Consider the following 16,264-nt stretch of genomic DNA (forward strand, 5'->3'; position numbering starts at 1 on the left):
TCATGATATCGCGTCGCGAATTCGTTCAGGTCGCGTTGGCGGCGGCTGCCCTGACGGGCGGCGCCAGCCTCGCGGGCACATCCCGCGCCTTTGCGCAACAGAAGCTGACCGAGAAGGAGCTTCTGGCGTTCGATCCGCTCGGAAACGTCACCCTGGTGCATGTCACAGACATCCACGGCCAGCTGATGCCGCTTTATTTCCGCGAGCCCTCGACCAATCTCGGGGTCGGCGACGCCAAGGGGCAACCGCCGCATGTCACCGGCAAGGAGTTTCTGACGCGGTTCGGCATTGCGCCCGGATCGTCGTCCGCCTATGCGCTGACCTCGGAGGATTTCGAGGCGCTTGCCAAGACCTACGGACGGATCGGCGGACTCGATCGCGCCGCGACCGTCATCAAGGCGATCCGCGCCGAGCGCGGCGACAAGGTCGCGTTGCTCGACGGCGGCGACACCTGGCAGGGGTCCTGGTCGTCGCTGCAGACCCGCGGCCAGGACATGATCGACTGCATGGCGTTGCTGAAGCCGGATGCGATGACCGGGCATTGGGAGTTCACCTACGGCACAGAGCGCGTCAAGCAGGCGGTCGACGGGCTCGGCTTTCCGTTCCTCGGCCTCAACATCCGTGACACCGAGTGGAATGAGCCGGCGTTCGAGGCCTCGACGATGATCGAGCGGGGCGGCGTCAAGATCGCAGTGCTCGGCCAGGCCTTCCCGTATACACCGGTGGCCAATCCGCGCTGGATGATCCCGAACTGGTCGTTCGGCGTGCGCGAGGAGGATGTCCAGACCCAGGTCGACAAGGCGCGCAAGGCCGGCGCCGGGCTGGTGGTGCTGCTGTCGCACAACGGCTTCGACGTCGACCGCAAACTGGCCAGCCGCGTCAAGGGTCTCGACGTCATTCTCACGGGCCACACCCATGATGCGCTGCCCGAAGCGGTCAAGGTCGGCAAGACGCTGCTGATCGCATCCGGCTCCTCCGGCAAGTTCGTGTCGCGGCTCGATCTCGACGTCAAGGATGGCGAGGTCAAGGCCTATCGCTACAGGCTGATCCCGCTGTTCTCCGACGTGATCACGCCGGATACGGCGATGGCAGCCAAGATCGCTGAGGTGCGCAAGCCGTTCGCGGCCGATCTCGGCCGCGCGCTCGGACGCACCGAGACGCTGCTGTACCGCCGCGGCAACTTCAACGGCACGTTCGACGATCTGATCTGTCAGGCTCTGCTGCAGGAACGCGATGCGGAGATTGCGCTGTCGCCGGGCTTCCGCTGGGGCACCAGCGTCATGCCGGGCCAGGACATCACCTTCGAGGACGTCACCAACGCCACCGCGATCACCTATCCCGCGGTCTATCGCATGGGCATGACCGGCACGCGCCTCAAGGAAATCATCGAGGACGTGGCCGACAATCTGTTCAATGTCGACCCCTACTACCAGCAGGGCGGCGACATGGTCCGCATCGGCGGCATGTCCTACGCGATCGACGTCAACAAGCCGCAAGGACAGCGCATCTCCGACATGCGCCTGATCAAGACCGGCGCGGTGATCGATCCGGCGCGCGAGTATCAGGTCGCCGGCTGGGCCAGCGTCAACGAGGGTACGCAGGGCCCGCCGATCTGGGAGGTCGTGTCGGGCTATCTGCAGCGTCAGAAAACCGTTCGTCTCGAGCCCAATCGGGCCGTCAAAGTCTCCGGAGTGTGACGACGATGTCGAAGGACAAATCAGTTTCCTCACTCCCGCGCGCCTCGCGCCGCGGTTTCCTGACCGCCGCCGGTGGCCTCGCGGCCACTGCGATCGCCGCGCCGGCCCGCGCCGGCGCAGGCAATCCGGCCAACCAGCCGCCGAACGTACCGGAATGGACGCGTACCCTCGGCGAGGGCGTGGCCGTGCGTCCCTACGGCAAGCCGTCGAAATTCGAGAAGGACGTCGTCCGGCGCGACGTCGAATGGCTGACAGCCTCGCGGGAATCCTCGGTCAGCTTCACGCCGCTGCATGAGCTCGAAGGCATCATCACGCCGAACGGGCTGTGCTTCGAGCGCCATCACGGCGGCGTGGCCGATGTCGATCCGGCCGATCACCGACTGATGATCCATGGCCTGGTCGAGCGGCCGCTGCTGCTTTCGCTCGACGAGCTCAAGCGCTTTCCGCGCGTCAACCGCATCCACTTCATGGAATGCGCGGCGAATTCCGGCATGGAATGGCGCGGCGCCCAGCTCAATGGCTGCCAGTTCACGCATGGCATGATCCACTGCGTGCAATACACCGGCGTCTCGCTGCGGACGCTGCTGGAAGAGGCCGGCGTCAAGTCCAGCGGCAAGTGGCTGCTGGTGGAGGGCGCCGATTCCGCCGCGATGGATCGCAGCCTGCCGACCGAGAAGGCGCTCGACGACTGCATCATCGCCTACAAGATGAATGGCGAGGCGCTGTATCCCGAGCAGGGCTATCCGATGCGTCTGGTGGTGCCGGGATGGCAGGGTAATCTCTGGGTCAAGTGGCTGCGCCGCATCGAGGTCGGCGACCAGCCCTGGCACACCCGCGAGGAGACCTCGAAGTACACGGATCTGCTACCAAATGGCAAGGCGCGGCGCTTCACTTGGTCCATGGATGCGAAGTCGGTGATCACGAGCCCGAGCCCGCAGGCGCCGATCAAGCACGGCAAGGGGTTCACCATCGTCTCGGGCCTGGCCTGGTCGGGCAACGGCAAGGTCAAGCGCGTCGACGTGTCGCTCGATGGTGGCCGCAGCTGGTGGCCGGCGCGGCTCGACGGCCCGGTGCTCGATAAGGCGCTGACCCGCTTCTACTACGAGTTCGACTGGAACGGCGAGTCGCTGCTGCTGCAGTCGCGGGTGCAGGACGAGACCGGCTATGTGCAGCCGTCCAAGGCCGAGCTGCGCAAGGTGCGCGGCTACAACTCCATCTATCACAACAATGGCATCCAGACCTGGCACGTGCAGGCAAATGGTGAGGTCGAGAATGTCGAGGTCGCCTAAGCTGATCATTGCAGCCGTCGCGCTCGCCGCGCTTGCCGGCTCGGTCGCGTTCGCCGGTGGTCCGGGCGAGAAGACCGAATCCCAAGCCGAGGCCAAGCCGGCGCAGCGCTTCAACATCGGCCGGGCGCCGAGCGCCGACGAAATCCGCGGCTGGGACATCGACGTGCGTCCGGACGGGCAGGGCCTGCCAGTCGGCAAGGGCACCGTCGCCCAGGGCGAGAAGCTGTTCATGGATAATTGCGCGAGCTGCCATGGCGAGTTCGGTGAGGGGGCCGGGCGTTGGCCGGTGCTCGCCGGCGGCAAGGGCTCGCTGACATCAGACAATCCGGTCAAGACGGTCGGCTCCTACTGGCCGTACGCCTCGACGCTGTTCGACTACGTCCGCCACGCGATGCCTTTCGGCAGCCCGCAATCGCTGAAGGTCGACGAGTACTACGCGCTGGTCGCCTATGTGCTCTATCTGAACGACGTGATCACCGATCAGAACTTCGAGCTGAGCAACAGCAATCTCGCCACGATCAAGATGCCGAACGAGGGCGGGTTCATCATGGACGACCGGGCGACGAGCGAGAAGGCGTTCTGGCAGAAGGAGCCCTGCATGAAGAACTGCATCGCGCCGGTCAAGATCACCGGACGCGCGACCGCGGTCGACGTCACGCCGGAAGACAAGGATGGCAAGCCGCGAGGCGTCGAGTGAGGATTGCCGGATGCAGCCGCCGCAGGATGCTGTCGGCGGTCGCATCCGTCTTCCTGGTCGCCAGCGGGTGTGGATCCGTTGCCGTCGCGGCCGAGCCGCACAGGCTCGCGCTGCAGATCAGCGACGAGGAGCCGGCCAAGATGCGCGCGGTGCTCGACGTCGCTGCCAATGTCTCGCGTCACTATTCGGGCGAAGGCGACGAGGTCGAGATCGTGATCGTGGCCTTCAATGGCGGCCTCGACATGCTGCTGGCCGATCGGTCGCCTGTGAAGGAGCGGGTGATGGGCTTCGCGAAGTCGATGCCCAATGTGAGCTTCATCGCCTGCGGCAACACGTTGGAGACGCTGGCGGGCAGGGAGGGACGGCAGCCGCCGTTGCTCGAGGGCGTCACCGTGGTCAAGACCGGGGTCGCGACCCTGTTGGAACTGGCTGAGAAGAACTGGACGATCGTGCGTCCCTGAGGGTTTGACGATGCGGTGGTGGCTCGCTCTGGTGCTCTCGTTGGTGAGTTGTGCGGTCCTCGCCGCAGAGGAGTCGCGCGAACTCATCATCGGCGGTCGCACGGCGCTCGGCACCCTCAGGCTGCCGGCGCTTTTGGGGCCGGATGTGCCGCTGGTGCTGATTACGCATGGCACGCTCGCGCACAAGGACATGGAGACCATCCAGGGCCTGTCCAAGGCGCTGTCCGAGCGCGGCATCGCCACGCTGGCCCACAATCTCGTGCTCGGTCTCGATCGACGCAGCGGCATGTACGATTGCGGCAGGCCTCATGACTATGCGCCTGACGACGCAATCCCGGAGATCGCGGCGTGGCTGAGCGAAGCGCGCAAGACGTCGTCGCGCGTCTTCGTGCTCGGGCATTCGCGCGGCGCCAACCAGGTGGCGCGGTATCTCGCCGCCAATTCGAAGGCTGCCGTCGCAGGCGCGATCCTGCTCGCGCCGGCCACCGCAGGCACCGAGGCGAGCCTGAGAGCGGCCTATGCGGAGACCTATGGCCAATCGCTGACGGCGCTGCTCGACAAGGCCGAAGCGGCGCTCGCCGCCGGACGGGGCGGAGAATGGATGTCCGTCCCTGGCTTCATCTACTGCCGCGATGCCGAGGTGACGGCGCGGGCCTTTGCCGCATTCTATCGCGCCGACCGGCGCCAGGACACGGCGTCGCTGATTGCCGATGTCAGCCTTCCGATTCTGGTGCTGGCGGCTGCGCAGGACAAGACCGTGCTGGACGTCGCCGCGTCGTTCGCGCCGCTGGCGTCATCGGCCGGTGGCCGTGTCCGGCTGGAGACGATCGACGACGCGGACCATTTCTTTCGCGATCTCGCCGCCGAGGATGCAGCGGATCGCATCGCAGCCTTCATTGCAGCCGTGCGTTAGGAGTCACCTATGGAAAGACGATCTTTGATGCAAGCTGGACTTGCCAGTCTGTTTGGACTCTTCGGCGTCGGCAGCGCCCGGGCGGCGACCGAGTCTGCTCGCCAGCGCGTCGTCTATCATCTTGCCGATCAGGATCGCGCCCTGTTCGTTCTCGGCAACATCCAGAACCACGTCGACGGCACCGGCGGACCTGGACGGGCCGACATTCGCCTCGTGATCCACGGTCCGGGCTTGCGGGCCTTTCATGCGATTTCGGCCGACCAGACCATCTCGGCACTGGCTGAGCGGCTCATGAAGGCAGGCGTCGGGTTCGACGCCTGTGCCAATACCATGAAGGCGCAGGGCGTGAAGCTCGACGATCTCCTGCCGGGCTTCGCCGTGGCGGAGAAGGGCGGCGTGGTGCGCCTTACCGAGTTGCAACAGAGCGGATATGCCTATCTGCGCCCGTGACGACCGCATACGTCCTTGCCGACGCCGCCCGGCGCGTTGTGCGGCAGACTTGAACGACGAGAGCGCCCGTGCTCACCGCATTGATCGATCGTCTGGGTGAGGAGCCGGTGCTGCTGCTGTGCGGGCTCGCGGTCGGCGGTGCCTTCGGCTTCTTCGCCCAGCGCAGCCGCTTCTGTCTGCGGGCCGCGACGATCGAGTTCGCGCGCGGGCAGGGCGGGCCGCGCCTCGCCGTCTGGCTCCTGACCTTTGCCTCGGCGCTGCTCGGCACCCAGTCGCTGGTGGCCATGGGCCTGCTCGATGTTTCGGAAGCGCGTCAGCTGGCGCAGCAGGGCAGCATCTCCGGGGCGATGATCGGCGGCACCCTGTTCGGCTGCGGCATGATCCTGGCGCGCGGCTGTGCCAGCCGTCTCTTGGTGCTCTCCGCGAATGGCAATCTGCGAGCCTTGCTGTCGGGCCTGATCTTCGCGGTGACGGCGCAGTCGGCCTATCACGGTCTGCTTGCGCCGTTGCGTGAGTGGCTCACCAATCTCTGGCTCGTCGATGGCGGACCGTCGCGCGACATCATGAGCGTGCTGGGCGGCGGTACGCCCGAGAAGCTCGGCTTCGGCATGCTGTGGTTCTTGGCCGGGCTCGCCGCCGTGTCCAAATTCCAGGTCGGAGGTCGGATCCTGTACTCGGCGGTGGCCACGGGTGCTGCCGTCGCAGCCGGCTGGCTGCTGACCTATCAGCTCGGCCAGGCGTCGTTTGCGCCGGTGCCGCTGAAGAGCCTGACCTTCAGCGGGCCCTCGGCGGAGTTCTTGATGCAAGTGCTCGCCAGCCCCCAGCTGAAGCCCGGCTTCGACCTCGGCATCATCCCGGGCGTGTTCATCGGCTCGTTCGTCGCGGCGGCGCTGGCGGGCGAGCTCAATCTGGAAGGCTTTTCGGACGGGCGCGGCATGCGGCGCTATCTGGTCGGCGCCGTCCTCATGGGATTCGGAGCGATGCTGGCCGGCGGGTGCGCCGTCGGGGCCGGCGTGACCGGGGCATCGGTGTTCGCGCTGACAGCATGGATTGTGCTCGGCGGCATGTGGCTCGGCGCAGCCGCCACCGATTTCGTCGTGGACCGCTGGCTGTTCGCCGCCAAGCCGATGCACGACGCTGCACAGCCGACCGCTACGATATCCTCATAATAAATATTCACAAGTACGAATGTGCGTATATAATCCGTCGTTGTCAGCGCGGCTGCGCCGCGCGCGAGCAGGAGGACTGGCGTCATGACGATGATGACCGATGTCGTGGTCGGAGATGTACGGAAGGCGAGACGGATCGACTGGTCGCCCTATCTGGTCGGTGCCGGCATCGGCATTCTCAGCTGGGTGGCTTTTGCCGGGTTCGGCGATCCACTTGGCGTCACCACCGCGTTTTCGCGCGTCGCTTCGCTGTTCGCGGTCCCGGTGATCGGATCCGACGCCGTCGCCACCAACAGCTACTGGAAGTCGATGCCGCTGAAATGGGACTATGGCGTCTGGTTCCTGGTCGGTATTCCGCTCGGCGCGTTCCTGTCGGCGATCATCTCGGGCACCTGGCGGCTCGAGCTGGTGCCGGAGGTCTGGAAGGAGCGCTTCGGCCCGTCCGTGTTCAAGCGCTTCGTCGCCGCGTTCCTGGGCGGCATCGTCATCATGTATGGCGCGCGTCTCGCCGGCGGCTGCACCAGCGGACACGGCATTTCCGGCGGGTTGCAACTGGCGCTGTCGAGCTGGCTGTTTCTTGCCGTGATGTTCGCGACCGGCCTATTGGTGTCGCGCCTGATGTTCCGCAAAGCCTGAGAGGAGAAGGTCATGACGTCAGTGATGAGCATCGCCGGCCCGCTCCTGATGGGCGCCGTGTTCGGCTATCTCTTGCAGCAGGGCAAGGTCACGAGCTGCAACGTTATCGAGAACCAGTTCCGGCTGCGTGACTTCACGGTGCTAAAGGTGATGGGGACTGCGATCGTGGTCGGCGGCATCGGCGTGCTGCTGCTGGTCGATACCGGCAACACTAAATATTACGTCAAGGACGCCAACATGGTGGCCGTGGCGCTCGGTGCGGCGCTGTTCGGCGTCGGCATGGTCGTCTACGGCTACTGCCCGGGCACCGCGCTCGGCGCCATCGCCAGCGGCAGCGTGCACGCCGCTGTCGGCGCGTTCGGCATGATCGTCGGTGCAATCCTCTACGCATTGAGCTTCGATTGGGTGAAGGCTCACATTCTCAACGTCTGGGCGCTCGGCAAGGTACGTCTGCCGGACATCACCGGCGTACCGGATGGTATCTGGTTCGCCGCTCTGGCGATCGGCGCGGGCGCTTTCTTCCTCTGGGTCGAATCGTCAGAGGCCAAGGCGCGGCGCACGCGGGCCGGCTGACCGGCCCGAACGTCCATCGTCAACAGTAAGAGGCGTCTCCCATGCTAGCAGGATTGTTCAACAGGCTGACGGGATCGGTCAGCGTGCCGGCCATCGCGCATGACGAGCTGGTTCGGGCGCATCAACAGCGCAGCTGCGTGATCGTCGATGTACGCGAGCCGCACGAGTTCAACGGCGGCCATATTCCGGGCGCGGTCAATCATCCGCTGTCGCGCTTCGATCCGGACAGTCTTACCCAGGACGAGCCGGTGGTTCTGATCTGCCAGGCCGGCGGCCGCTCGGCGACGGCGCTGCGGCGCGCGCTATCGGCAGGACGACAGAACGTCCGCCACTATGCCGGAGGCATGAGCGGCTGGCGCGCACACGGCGGTCCGGTGGCCTGAGCCGCCGGTCCGCGCCCAGCGCGAAGAGTCGCGTCCGTGCACGGTACCGGCAACGTCGCCGCCTGCTATTTGGTCGCCGCGGCGCGGGCATCTGCAATGGCCTGCTTGAAGGCCTGGGCGTTCGGCGCCCCGGGGACGCGGAAATGGCCGATGATGAAGGCCGGCGTGCCCTGGAATCCGAGGCCGGTGGCCTGCTCGTGGTTGCGCGCAAGCACCGCATCGATCTCGGTCCGCTTGGCTGCGAGATCGGCCTTGGCGCGAGCGAGGTCGATCCCGGCGGCCGAAAGCGCCGCATCGACCTTGGCCTCGGACAGCTTCTCCTTGAGCGAGATCAGCGCCTCATGCGCCTCGGCGAACTTGTCCTGATATCTGCTGGCCAAGGTGAGGCGGGCCGCGTAGATCGAGACGCCGCCGAAGATCGGCCAGTCCTTGAAGACCAGCCGGACGTGACCGTCCTCGCGCACCACCTTGGCGAGGTCGGGGCTGATCTTGCGACAATACGGACATTGGTAGTCGAAATATTCGACGATCGTGATGTCGCCATCGGCGTTGCCGGCAGCGGGAATGGCGGCGTCATGCAGGATGCGCGCTTCGCTGAGGATGTCGGTGTCGGCGTCTTCGGCGCGGGCCTGCAGCGGCAGCATTGCGGCTGTCAGCAGCAGCACGATCGCAAAGGACGAGCGAGAGCGTGTTCGGGTCATGTCTTGTGGTTCTCCGGGTGAGGCGGGTTGGATGCGGTGTCGATGGCATCGAGCACGATCTGAGGAGTCAGCAGCTCGGGAAGCAGGATGCCGTCCGGCGCGCCCGGGCCGAACACGGCGTTGAAGGGCAGGCCGTAGCGGCCGAAGGACCGGAGATAGGCCGCGATCGCATCGCTGGGTGAGGTCCAGTCCGCGCGGATGGCGACCACGCCGGAGGAGAGGCGGCTGCGCACGGCTGTGCTGTCGAGCACGAGCTTCTCATTGACCTTGCAGGTGACGCACCAGCTCGCGCCGATGTCGACGAACACGGTGTGCCCGGCGCGGACCTGCGCTGCGATCTCGGCCGGTTCCAGCGGTTGCCAGACGATCCCGCTCGATGGCGCCGTCGCTGGCGGCTGCGGGACATGGGTGGCGGCCATCAGCGCCACCGCGATCGTGACAGCGAGGCCGGCCCCGACCATCGCCCGCCGGAGCGGAAAGCGGCGCGCGGTCATGATCAGGATGGCAACGAGCAGCGCGGCGGCGAGCACGATGGCGGGCATCGGCCCGCTGATATCCGAGAGCACGATCAGCAACCATGCCGCGGTCGCGGCCATCGCGATCGCTGCGACGGCGCGCAGCTTCAGCATCCAACGCCCCGGCCGCGGGACGAGCGTGGCAAAGCGGGGCGCTGCGGCGAGGCAGAGATAGGGCGCCGCCATCCCGACGCCGAGCCCGGTGAACACGAGCAGGATCTGAGGCGCAGCCTGCGACAACGCGAACGCTATGGCCGTGCCGACGAACGGAGCCGAGCACGGCGTCGCCAGCAGCGTCATGACGAAACCGTTCACGAGATGGCTCGCGAGCGTCCGATCGCCGGTGGTAGCGCCGAGCCAGCTTACGATCCGCCAGGGCAGGCTGATCTCGAACAGGCCGAGCAGATTGGCGCCGAAGGCGGCGAGCACGATGATCATCGCGACGAGAAAGACAGGCTGCTGGAACTGCAGGCCCCAGCCGACTTGCGCGCCCGCCGCCTTCATGGCCGAGAGGACGATGGCGAGGGTCACGAACGATGCGATGATGCCGGCCGCCGTCGCCAGGAATGCCGATCGCGGCGAAGCCGACCGATCCGGCGCATGATCGACCAGCGACACCAGCTTCAGGGACAGCACAGGGAACACACAGGGCATGAAGTTGAGGATGAAGCCGCCGAGCAGGGCGATGCCGAGAATGGTCCAGATCGACGCGGCTGCGGCATGAGGCATCGCCGTCGCCGGAGCGGTCGCGGGTGCAGTGTCGGCTGCGCTCACGGGGAGCGTAGCTTCAATGGATCGGTCGCCGTCGACCAGCGTGACCCGAAGCCGGTCGATCGGTCCGGCCTGATCGAGACCCAGCACCGGGACGGTGAAACGCACGCCGCCGTCGGACCTGCGGTTCACCCGTACGCGGCCTCCGGAGATTGCGTCATGGCCATCTATGAAGACGTCCGGCGCGACCAGCAGCGGCGAGGCCTGCACGTCGAGCAGCAGCTGCGGCTTGGCCTGGCGATCCAGCCGCAGCGCTGTGATGGACAGGCCGGGCGATGTCTCGCGCGGGACGAGATGCCGCCACGCGTCGATCTGCGCCTGATCGTTCGGCTGGCGTGTCGATGCAGGAATGTCGGCCGCGAGCTGCGCCTCCTGCTGGGTGCAGATGACGGAGCACACAAACAGAACGGCCTTGAGCGCAAGATGCGCGGGAGCCGTCTTGTCCTGCAGCCGGACGCGCAAGGGGAACAGCACATGTTCGTCATAACCGAACGTGTCGATGTCCTGCTCGGTGAAGCGGCGCGGCGCCGGCCATTCGATGGTGACGCCCGCGACGTTGCGGGAGCCGGACCAGTCGAAGTCGGGCGGTGCACCGGCATCGCCCGCTGATCGCCAGTATGTGTGCCAGCCGGATCCGAGCCTGACGTCCAGACCCGCCCAGGCCTCAGTCGAGCCGCCGCCGATTTGCGCGACCTCGCCGATCAGCAGGCGTGTGTCGACCTCCGCCTTGTGCGGCGGGCCGGCGGCTGCGGCCATCGTTGGTATCAGATGCAACGCTGCGAGCAGAAGGGCACCGAGACCGAGACGACGAATGGACATGAAGAACTCCCTCGCGCTGATCGCGCACGGCCCGGCGAGCCCGCGCTGCGCCGCATCCGGCGTTGGGCGAGCCAGCTCACAGGTTCCGGAGATGATCCGGTCGACATGCGATCGATCGATATATTCGTCCGCCGATGTCGCAGCGTTACGTTGCGTGCGACAAGGAGCGAGCTGTCAGCCAGCGAGCCGTCAGCCTAGGACAGCCGACAGGGAGGGCGGTAGGGTGAGGACGCGTGACACTGCGTCGACAGCGCAGCATCGTGCGGTCGCCATGTCAGCGTCCGAGCGGCCGCGATCGGCTGCGCGGTCAGGTCTTCGCTCGGTGGAAGCGCCGTGACACCGGCTCCGGCGAACGGGCATGTGCTGATGGCACCTGGAAGCACGGCCTTCTTGCAGGGCTTCGGCATGTCCGCTTGTGCGCCAGACCAATGCCGTACGGCGTCAGCGCGACCAGCCGTTGCGGCTGCAGCCGGCTCGAATGCGCCCAGAAGAGGAGCCAAGCCGATGACGATCGCAATCAGCGCCGCGGCCAGGCGGCGCATCATCGCATGCAGCATGAGAACGGGGCGTCGCATCGGGACCATCTGCTCCGATCGGAACTGGTCGCGCAAACCGGCCGTGTCTGGCAACTGACATCTTCGTGACGCGGCTAGGCGGCAGCGCAGGGTGGCTCGACTCCTCATTCGTTGTCAGAGCACGTTGATCGGCACCTTCAGGAAGACCTTTCCGCTCGTGTCCGCAGGCGGGAAATGGCCGGCGCGGATGTTGACCTGCAGCGAGGGAATGATCAGGCGGGGCATGCCTAGCGTCCTGTCGCGGGCCTCGCGGAGCGCGACGAACGCGTCCTCGGTCATGCCGTCCCGCACATGGATGTTGTGCACCCGTTCGTCGCTTACGGTCGTCTCCCAGCGCACGGCCCGGCCGTTCGGCCCGTAGTCATGACACATGAACAGCCGGGTCTCGGGCGGCAGGGTTTCAAGGATGGTCCGGATCGAGCGAAACAGCGTGCGCGCATTGCCGCCCGGGAAGTCGGCGCGTGCGGTGCCACCATCGGGCATGAACAGGGTATCGCCGACAAAGGCTGCATTCCCCATGACATGGGTGGTGCAGGCGGGGGTGTGCCCCGGCGTGTGCATGACGAATGCCGTCATCTGGCCGATCGTGTAGGTCTCGCCATCCTTGAACAGCCGATCGAACTGGCTGCCGTCGCGGCGAAACTCGGTGCCTTCGTTGAACACTTTGCCGAAGGTCTCCTGGACAGTCAGGATATGCTCGCCGATGCCGATCCTGCCGCCGATCCTGCCTTGGATGTAGGGCACGGCGGACAAATGATCGGCGTGGGCGTGCGTCTCGATCAGCCATTCCGGCTGCAGGCCGTTCAGCGTCACATAGTCGATCAGCATGTCGGCCGACCGCGTGCCGATGCGGCCCGCCGCATAGTCGATGTCAAGGACGGGGTCGACGATCGCGCAGGCGGTGGACGACGGATCCTTGACGACGTAGCTGATCGTGCTGGTTTCCGGATCGAAGAAGCCCGCCACCTTGGGCTGCACGCGCAGATCGATGGGATAGGACATGGCTGCTGCTCCAGGAGGAAGCGCGTCGGGCGGCGCCGTCGCCCGATATCGTTGTCGTCCGGGCGAGCTAAGACGCCGCGCCGGGCTTGGTTCCGCAGGTGTTGATGCCGAGCATCGCGTAGGGCGGGCACCAGCCGATGAGCGCCGTGCCGAGCGGGATCAGGCCGAGCAGGCCCCACAGCGTCTGCGGGCCGATGATGGTAAGGCTCAGGATCGCCAGTCCCACGATGATCCTGATCAGACGATCGATCTTGCCAATGTTCTGTGTCATCTCGCGCTCCCCTTTGGCTTGTGCCGGCAAATCCATAGAACGCTGCGTTGGAACGGTCTGTAACTAAGTCACCGAGCGGGCGGCTCTCTAGCCATGTCGGGCAAGCTGCGTGAGGGCCGATCCGTCGATGATTTCGACCGTGCCGCGAGCCACTCGCAGCCAGCCCCGCCGTGCGAATTCACTGAGTTGCCGGCTGATGACCTCGCGCGCACTGCCGAGCTCGTTCGCGAGATCCTGGTGCGTTGCCGCGATGTGCTGCCTCGATACGGCGAGTTCGAGGAGCTTCTGGGCCAGCCGCACGTCGATCCGCTGGAACGCGACCTCCTCGATGAGGCGGAAGAGGTTGGTGACGCGGCGGCTGAACGCGGTGAAGACGAACTGGCGGAATTCGCGCGAGCTGGCGATCAGCCGGTCGAACAGCGCGCGGGGCATGGCCACGGCACGAATCCGCGTCTCCGCGATGCCCTCGGCCTGATAGTCTTCGTAACCCAGCAGGCAGGCAGTGGTCAGCGCGCAGCTTTCGCCAGCCTGCACGCGGTAAAGCACGATCTCGCGGCCGGATTCCGAGGTCTGTTGCACGCGAATGGTGCCGTCCAGCAGCAGCAGGAAGGAGTCCGGCGCCTGACCGGGGCCGAAGATGCGGCTGCCCTCGGGCAGCTCGACGATCAGGCTGGCGTCGCGCAGCTGAACGAAGAGCTCGTTCGGCAGCTGTCGGAGCAGCGGAAATGCGTGGGTCCAATCCTGTGCGCCATCAATTTGCATCGTCGGATACGGCCATCATCGGTGCGTTGCCAAACGGAGATATGACGAACAAATCCCTGGTGAGCTCCCGAAACCCTCCCCGTGAAGATCGATATCGTGAGCGCCGTCCCCGCCGGTTGAGCTATGTCAATGGATGGTCGGCTGAAACGGCGAGGCTAAGCGCATCTCAGACAACAGCCGGGCCGGGTCGATGATGCCGAGCTTCGCCAGCACAAGGCGGTGCTTTCGCCCGCAACTTGCTCGACGCCACTACGCTGCCTGCTCGGCCTCCAGCGGATTTTCGTCGACGCGCTTCTTGTTGATGAGATGCAGCAGCCGCGCTGCTGCCCGCGCATCGCACAGGGCGCGATGATGATCGTCGAGCGCAATGCCGTAGATCGCACACAATTTTCCCAGCCCGTAGGATTTATGCCCGGGATAGCGCCGCCGCATTCCGACGCAGGTGCACAATTTCGGGAAGCGGAAGCGCCGTTCGAGCCGTTCATACTCGTACGACAAAAACCCGTAATCGAAGTTCACATTGTGGGCGACGAAGATTCCGTCGCCCATGAACGCGATGAAACTGTCGGCGATGTCGTGGAAAAAGGGGGCATCCCGGACCATCTGGTTGGTGATGCCGGTCAGCTCGACGATCTTTGCCGGGATCGGCCGCTGTGGATTGATCAGAGAGTGCCACTCCTCGACGATCTGATGGTTGCGGACCTTCACCGCCCCGATTTCGGTGATCCGATCACCGGACGACCAGGAGCCTGTGGTCTCGATGTCCACGACCACGTAGTCTTGCTCCGGGTCGAACCTGTAATCCACGCGACCGATCTCAGCAGGGATGCCGGCGTGCTCCAGCTGGCGTAGCCGGGTCAATTGATTGCGGCGGATGGCGTCGCCTTCGGCCTTGACCTCGACGAAAGACACTTTGCCGTCGCGCACATGCATCAGGTCGGGGAAGCCGTCCCGCATGCCGCGGAAGTCCTCGCACATCGCCCGCACAATCGCAGCCAGGCCGTCCGCATTGGCGCATGCGAGCAGGGCACGCAACGCACCCATCTGCACGTGCTCCCAGGCAAAGATCCCGTTCGGCTGGCCCCATTTGGAAGCGATGGTGCGCAGAACGATCGGAAGCGCATCTCCAGCTCTGACCTGCGCGAGCGTGCTGTCGATCCGCGGGGCGAACCGGCGATGGAAGGTTCGGTCGCGCAGGCAATGCGGGATCCAATCGAAACCACTGCTGAGCTGGCCGGACTCGAAGAGCTCATCCCAGAACAACAATCCGAACAGTGTCAGCCAGAGCGTATTCTCCGCGAAATAGACTTCGCCGCCCTGACGTCTCAGCACGCCGGCAACGCCTGCTTCCGGATGACCGCGATGTGTGTCGTCGACGACGATTTGGCGCCCCGAGCGCAGCAATTCGGTACACAGGCCTGTCCGCCGCCCGCCGAACTTCCGAGCATAGAAGTCCGTTGCGAAGAGATGCTCGTCGTCAGTTTCGGGATCGTCGATCATGTCCCGCAGCAGAGCTTCAGCGGCGTCCTTGTCGCCTTTGGCGTACAGCAACCGGACAAGGCGCTCGCGGCAGTCGGCCGACCGGCCGAAACGATAGAGCCGTTCGGCGAGACCTGTATCGCCGTGCTTCTCGAAAAACTGTCCGACCTGACACGCGGCGCGGGCCGCAAGGTCGGCGGCGTAATCGGTTGTCCGCGGCGGACCGTCCAGGATCTCCGCGACCGTCCGTTGGTCGATGTCGGCGGATTGCAGCTCGATGCGGTCCAGCACCTGGCTGTAATGAAAGCACGCACGCGCTTCGTCGGCGTCGGCGAAGCGAGAGCTGAACGACGTCTCCTTGTTGGTGCGGAGGACGCCGAGATCGCGCAGCGCGAAGTTCTTGAGACTATCGGCCGTCTTGCCGAAATAGAGATACAGCAGAAATTCGATAGACCGTGTGTTGTCGAGCGCTATGAAGCTTCCGGCGCCGCAATGCTTCGCGGCAAGATCGAAGGGGATTGCCGCGACGAAGAAGTCGGCCAGCGCCGGCTTCGACCAGGCCGTGCGGACCTCGCGGCCAAATCCGGCCGCACGGGCACCGTCGAGGAGCGCCGTCTTCGGCAGGCTGAGCACGAAGGCGGAGTAGTCCTCGGCGCGAAGACCGCGCGCCTGGCCACAGTCGATCAAGTCCTGAGCCGCGGACTCGAGATCGGTGATCTCCTTGTACTTGAACAGCGCGCGATTGAAGATCGTCCCGCGCCTGTTGACCATCCTGATCAAGAGACATTGCGCGTCCTTGGAGAGGCCGCGAAAGCGCTGCGTGAACGCATGATCTTCATCGGTGAGGATCTCGCCATACGTCGTCTCGACGAACTGGAGCATTTCGACGAAATGGTCGAGGTAATAATAGACCGGCAGCGTGGGGAGCTTCATGTGAGGTGCGCCGGGCTCCTAACCATGCTGGTCAACGAACCTGCTTTCCGCGAGCAGGCCAGTGGATTCGTTGTTCATTTTTTGTTCTGAATGCGCCCTTTGTCAAGGTGGAGCATCGACGGGAGGCTGCTCATCGTCGAGTTCGTACGCTTGGAGATCGTCACGGGG

Annotated in this window: 16 protein-coding genes; 10 read left to right on the plus strand and 6 right to left on the minus strand. The window is 65.4% G+C overall.

Annotated features, from left to right (window positions below):
* The first annotated feature begins 2 nt into the window (after window positions 1-2).
* The 10 genes from soxB (at window position 3) to BBTA_RS17250 (ending at window position 8,268) form a co-directional block, all read left to right on the plus strand.
* Window positions 3-1,697, plus strand: coding sequence for a thiosulfohydrolase SoxB (soxB, locus tag BBTA_RS17205; protein WP_041750721.1), 1,695 nt, complete (start codon window positions 3-5; stop codon window positions 1,695-1,697).
* A 5-nt stretch (window positions 1,698-1,702) separates the two neighbouring features.
* On the plus strand, window positions 1,703-2,986 hold the full coding sequence (soxC, locus tag BBTA_RS17210) for a sulfite dehydrogenase (protein ID WP_012043765.1): 1,284 nt from the start codon (window positions 1,703-1,705) through the stop codon (window positions 2,984-2,986).
* Window positions 2,970-3,683: a cytochrome c gene (locus BBTA_RS17215; protein ID WP_041750722.1), complete on the plus strand. Its 714-nt coding sequence runs from the start codon at window positions 2,970-2,972 to the stop codon at window positions 3,681-3,683. The genes soxC and BBTA_RS17215 overlap by 17 nt, the downstream gene beginning before the upstream one ends.
* Before the next feature lie 26 nt (window positions 3,684-3,709).
* The gene (locus BBTA_RS17220) at window positions 3,710-4,144 is read left to right on the plus strand and encodes a hypothetical protein (RefSeq protein WP_012043767.1); all 435 of its coding nucleotides are present in this window, start codon (window positions 3,710-3,712) and stop codon (window positions 4,142-4,144) included.
* Window positions 4,145-4,154: 10 nt separating this feature from the next.
* Window positions 4,155-5,057: an alpha/beta hydrolase gene (locus BBTA_RS17225; RefSeq protein ID WP_012043768.1), complete on the plus strand. Its 903-nt coding sequence runs from the start codon at window positions 4,155-4,157 to the stop codon at window positions 5,055-5,057.
* 27 nt (window positions 5,058-5,084) lie between these two features.
* Window positions 5,085-5,507 carry a DsrE family protein gene (locus BBTA_RS17230; RefSeq protein ID WP_012043769.1) on the plus strand — a complete coding sequence of 141 codons (423 nt, stop codon included), beginning with the start codon at window positions 5,085-5,087 and terminating at the stop codon, window positions 5,505-5,507.
* 68 nt (window positions 5,508-5,575) lie between these two features.
* The gene (locus tag BBTA_RS17235) at window positions 5,576-6,676 is read left to right on the plus strand and encodes a YeeE/YedE family protein (protein WP_012043770.1); all 1,101 of its coding nucleotides are present in this window, start codon (window positions 5,576-5,578) and stop codon (window positions 6,674-6,676) included.
* 93 nt (window positions 6,677-6,769) lie between these two features.
* Window positions 6,770-7,312, plus strand: coding sequence for a YeeE/YedE thiosulfate transporter family protein (locus BBTA_RS17240; protein ID WP_012043771.1), 543 nt, complete (start codon window positions 6,770-6,772; stop codon window positions 7,310-7,312).
* Window positions 7,313-7,324: 12 nt separating this feature from the next.
* A complete protein-coding gene (locus BBTA_RS17245) occupies window positions 7,325-7,885 on the plus strand; it encodes a YeeE/YedE thiosulfate transporter family protein (RefSeq protein WP_012043772.1) in 561 nt (186 codons plus the stop codon).
* A gap of 41 nt (window positions 7,886-7,926) precedes the next feature.
* Entirely contained in the window at window positions 7,927-8,268 is a 342-nt protein-coding gene (locus BBTA_RS17250) for a rhodanese-like domain-containing protein (RefSeq protein ID WP_012043773.1), read from the plus strand.
* Between the two features lie 65 nt (window positions 8,269-8,333).
* Here the strand turns inward: BBTA_RS17250 and BBTA_RS17255 are convergent, their stop codons facing one another.
* The 6 genes from BBTA_RS17255 to BBTA_RS17285 form a co-directional block, all read right to left on the minus strand.
* Window positions 8,334-8,969, minus strand: a complete 636-nt coding sequence (locus BBTA_RS17255) for a DsbA family protein (protein WP_012043774.1) — start codon at window positions 8,967-8,969, stop codon at window positions 8,334-8,336.
* A complete protein-coding gene (locus tag BBTA_RS17260) occupies window positions 8,966-11,074 on the minus strand; it encodes a protein-disulfide reductase DsbD (RefSeq protein WP_012043775.1) in 2,109 nt (702 codons plus the stop codon). The genes BBTA_RS17255 and BBTA_RS17260 overlap by 4 nt, the downstream gene beginning before the upstream one ends.
* A gap of 689 nt (window positions 11,075-11,763) precedes the next feature.
* Window positions 11,764-12,651 (minus strand): MBL fold metallo-hydrolase, encoded by an 888-nt coding sequence (locus BBTA_RS17270; RefSeq protein ID WP_012043777.1) that lies wholly within the window; start codon window positions 12,649-12,651, stop codon window positions 11,764-11,766.
* Window positions 12,652-12,718: 67 nt separating this feature from the next.
* Complete coding sequence (locus BBTA_RS17275; protein ID WP_012043778.1) at window positions 12,719-12,922, minus strand: DUF2892 domain-containing protein; 204 nt, start codon at window positions 12,920-12,922, stop codon at window positions 12,719-12,721.
* Between the two features lie 87 nt (window positions 12,923-13,009).
* Window positions 13,010-13,678, minus strand: a complete 669-nt coding sequence (locus BBTA_RS17280; RefSeq protein WP_085972706.1) for a Crp/Fnr family transcriptional regulator — start codon at window positions 13,676-13,678, stop codon at window positions 13,010-13,012.
* A 255-nt stretch (window positions 13,679-13,933) separates the two neighbouring features.
* Window positions 13,934-16,096 (minus strand): exonuclease, encoded by a 2,163-nt coding sequence (locus BBTA_RS17285; RefSeq protein WP_012043780.1) that lies wholly within the window; start codon window positions 16,094-16,096, stop codon window positions 13,934-13,936.
* Between the last annotated feature and the right edge of the window lie 168 nt (window positions 16,097-16,264).

It is taken from the genome of Bradyrhizobium sp. BTAi1 (assembly GCF_000015165.1).
GTDB classification, from domain to species: Bacteria; Pseudomonadota; Alphaproteobacteria; order Rhizobiales; family Xanthobacteraceae; genus Bradyrhizobium; species Bradyrhizobium denitrificans.

Coding starts and splice junctions, on each gene's coding strand:
- soxB (WP_041750721.1), top strand. CDS start 3: ATGATATCGCGTCGCGAATTCGTTCAGGTCGCGTTGGCGGCGGCTGCC.
- soxC (WP_012043765.1), top strand. CDS start 1,703: ATGTCGAAGGACAAATCAGTTTCCTCACTCCCGCGCGCCTCGCGCCGC.
- BBTA_RS17215 (WP_041750722.1), top strand. CDS start 2,970: ATGTCGAGGTCGCCTAAGCTGATCATTGCAGCCGTCGCGCTCGCCGCG.
- BBTA_RS17220 (WP_012043767.1), top strand. CDS start 3,710: ATGCTGTCGGCGGTCGCATCCGTCTTCCTGGTCGCCAGCGGGTGTGGA.
- BBTA_RS17225 (WP_012043768.1), top strand. CDS start 4,155: ATGCGGTGGTGGCTCGCTCTGGTGCTCTCGTTGGTGAGTTGTGCGGTC.
- BBTA_RS17230 (WP_012043769.1), top strand. CDS start 5,085: ATGCAAGCTGGACTTGCCAGTCTGTTTGGACTCTTCGGCGTCGGCAGC.
- BBTA_RS17240 (WP_012043771.1), top strand. CDS start 6,770: ATGACCGATGTCGTGGTCGGAGATGTACGGAAGGCGAGACGGATCGAC.
- BBTA_RS17245 (WP_012043772.1), top strand. CDS start 7,325: ATGACGTCAGTGATGAGCATCGCCGGCCCGCTCCTGATGGGCGCCGTG.
- BBTA_RS17250 (WP_012043773.1), top strand. CDS start 7,927: ATGCTAGCAGGATTGTTCAACAGGCTGACGGGATCGGTCAGCGTGCCG.
- BBTA_RS17255 (WP_012043774.1), bottom strand. CDS start 8,969: ATGACCCGAACACGCTCTCGCTCGTCCTTTGCGATCGTGCTGCTGCTG.
- BBTA_RS17260 (WP_012043775.1), bottom strand. CDS start 11,074: ATGTCCATTCGTCGTCTCGGTCTCGGTGCCCTTCTGCTCGCAGCGTTG.
- BBTA_RS17270 (WP_012043777.1), bottom strand. CDS start 12,651: ATGTCCTATCCCATCGATCTGCGCGTGCAGCCCAAGGTGGCGGGCTTC.
- BBTA_RS17275 (WP_012043778.1), bottom strand. CDS start 12,922: ATGACACAGAACATTGGCAAGATCGATCGTCTGATCAGGATCATCGTG.
- BBTA_RS17285 (WP_012043780.1), bottom strand. CDS start 16,096: ATGAAGCTCCCCACGCTGCCGGTCTATTATTACCTCGACCATTTCGTC.